3 protein-coding genes are annotated in these 2,561 nt (G+C 42.7%); all 3 read right to left on the bottom strand.

Annotated elements, in window-relative coordinates:
• Window positions 1-434 precede the first annotated feature (434 nt).
• Complete coding sequence (locus AC3A8L_RS21090; protein WP_487964251.1) at window positions 435-1,178, bottom strand: hypothetical protein; 744 nt, start codon at window positions 1,176-1,178, stop codon at window positions 435-437.
• Window positions 1,179-1,743: 565 nt separating this feature from the next.
• Entirely contained in the window at window positions 1,744-1,935 is a 192-nt protein-coding gene (locus AC3A8L_RS21095; protein WP_487964252.1) for a hypothetical protein, read from the bottom strand.
• Between the two features lie 164 nt (window positions 1,936-2,099).
• Window positions 2,100-2,489, bottom strand: coding sequence for a hypothetical protein (locus AC3A8L_RS21100; RefSeq protein ID WP_487964253.1), 390 nt, complete (start codon window positions 2,487-2,489; stop codon window positions 2,100-2,102).
• Window positions 2,490-2,561: the final 72 nt, after the last annotated feature.

The raw sequence follows: 2,561 nt of genomic DNA on the forward strand, positions 1-2,561 counted from the left end.
GACTTGCACCCTGCAAGACGCATCAAGATTAAACTTGACGCTCTAACGCCGCTATAAAATGCAGCTATGTAGTTGATTGGTTTTGCGCTAGGCTTTTTTAGCGCAAAACCGAGCGACGGAATAGCTGTCATTTTGATAGCTTGGTTACAATGCGATGCACTTAACTTACTACGCCAGCACGTTGCCGAGCGTGCGAGGCTGATGCTTGATAATATGCCAACCGGTATAAACTTAACACTACTGCGACAATAAAAAAGTAAAAGCGCAAGAAGCAAAGCCTACCCCAAAATCCGTTTTAACTTACCGGCACCCCATACAGAATGCACCGGCCAATTTTACTAAACAATATACCGAACGAAAGCACGTTTAGCCTGTGCGAAGTACGATACCAAGAATTAAAACCCTAATACTCACAGAGCTTTGTAACGCCGCATTCAGCGGCTTGTCCGCTGTAATGCTTTGTTAGTTTCATTTACCGCAGATGTAATTACTCCACCCTCACCTCGCTTGACTTTCTCCAGTATAGAATACAGTTCATTATCCTTTGAGTTAAGTATTTCGGCGACTGCCATCTTCGCAGATCGGTAATTATCAACATTTTGATTTTCATCACTAGTCCAAAAATTTTTTGGAACATCTAAACTGATAATCCTACGAAACTCATCTTCTTCGATAGAACCTTTGTATGAATACTGTGACCTATGATCCACCTGCATTGCAGCTCCTTCATCAAACCAAGTAGGAATACTGAACTGACGCTTCAGATATCCAACCCTGTGGACTACCTCCGCATGAACTAACTCGTGAGCGACAACGTTTATATCGGCTGTTTCGTAATTTAGCAACAAGTAGCTTTCCCAGGGAGCAAATAGAAGGGCACCCGGAGGTCCATAAAGTCCATAGCTTCTTTGTTCATCAACATTCCCTAATACTACTATCACAGGATCAGCAGTGGGCTCTCCATACTGAGAAGCGATTCTATTTCTAGCATTTTCCAGCAATGAAGAGACTTCGACTTTTGCGATATCTGGCAGGGATTGCGAAAGATATACATTACCACCGATATTATGAAATCCCGAATAGCCAATCAACGCGAGCCTAGCTACATGCGCATTCGCATAACCAACTCCAAGTATGGAAAGGGCAAAAAAGATCGCAATATATTTCAAATATTTCACCAAGCGCTCCTTCAGAAACTAACGCCGCTATAAAATGCAGCTATGTAGTTGGTTGGTTTTGCGCTAGGCTTTTTTAGCGCAAAACCGAGCGACGGAATAGCTGTCATTTTGATAGCTTGGTTACAATGCGAAGCACTACACCCACTACGCCAGCACGTTGCCGAGTGTGCGAGGCTGATGCTTGATAATATGCCAACCGGTAGAACCTTAACGCTATTGCGGCAATAAAAAAACAATAGCGCAAGAAGTAAATCTTACCGGATAAACCATTTTAACTTACCAGCACCCCATACAGAATGCACCGGCCAATTTTACCGTAAAGTACCGAACGAAAGCACATTTATCCCGTGCGAAGTGCGACACCTAAAATTAAAACCCTAATACTCACAGAGCTTTGTAACGCCGCAAACAGCGGCAGACTTGTTGTTGATTGTTTTGCGCAATAATGGCGAAGCCATGCGCAAAACGAGCGACGGCAAGGCTGTCCAAGGAGCGTAGCGACTGAGGCTGCTTTGCCTTGTTAGCTATGCCAGTACACAAACTTATGATGATGGACCCCAACTTATTAAAGCCCCATATCTTTCATAATTAGAGCCAGCGAAAGAAGAAAGCACGGAGCTGATAGCATAAAAAATACTTGATACGTTGCACCTTTATATTTTCGAATTACACCTATGATAACTAAAACAAGTCCAATAACCATGGGGGCAAACATACCCATAAGAGCCATCACAATATAGGGGCCATTTCCATGCATAATCCAACCCTCAATCTATATACACCTAATTATTAGGCCAACACATAGTTGATGCTTATTTTGTGTAGCTAACGCCGCCAGAAACTGCCGGAGTAAATTGGCTGCTTTTTGCGTCTTTTTGCAAAAAAGAAGACAGTTTACGGAGGTCAGATTTGCTGGCCTTGTTAAGTGCTTTTTTCATTATGCATTGGATAAACAGTAACACCTAAAGATGCACCGTTCTTGGCCATTCTTTCTATTGTACTAGAGCAAATAGTTGACTCATAGCTTTGGTGGGCGACTCCACCCTCATAGCCTAGATTAAGTTTTTTCGAATAACACTGCTCCCACAACTGCTTTGCGTCTCCATCTAAAGTCTCAGCCAGCATACAGAAATATTCAATTACTGCCTCGGGTCCATCAACTGATCCCGCAATTTCAAAAGATGCCATAAAAACACCGCGAGCTTTTCCGTTGAACATGACTGATACATCTTCACCGAATTGCTCGACTATCGGAGTCAAATCTTTGGGCGATTCAAGTTCAAGATCTGTATTTAAATAGTGGACTTTCATACTACTTCTCTGTCACTTAACGCCGCTATAAAATGCAGCTATGTAGTTGGTTGGTTTTGCGCTAGGCTTTTT

The sequence above is a fragment of the Marinagarivorans sp. genome, from assembly GCF_982758155.1.

Excerpts from the sequence above, each read along its gene's own strand:
- AC3A8L_RS21095 (WP_487964252.1), bottom strand. The coding sequence starts at position 1,935 with ATGCATGGAAATGGCCCCTATATTGTGATGGCTCTTATGGGTATGTTT.
- AC3A8L_RS21100 (WP_487964253.1), bottom strand. The coding sequence starts at position 2,489 with ATGAAAGTCCACTATTTAAATACAGATCTTGAACTTGAATCGCCCAAA.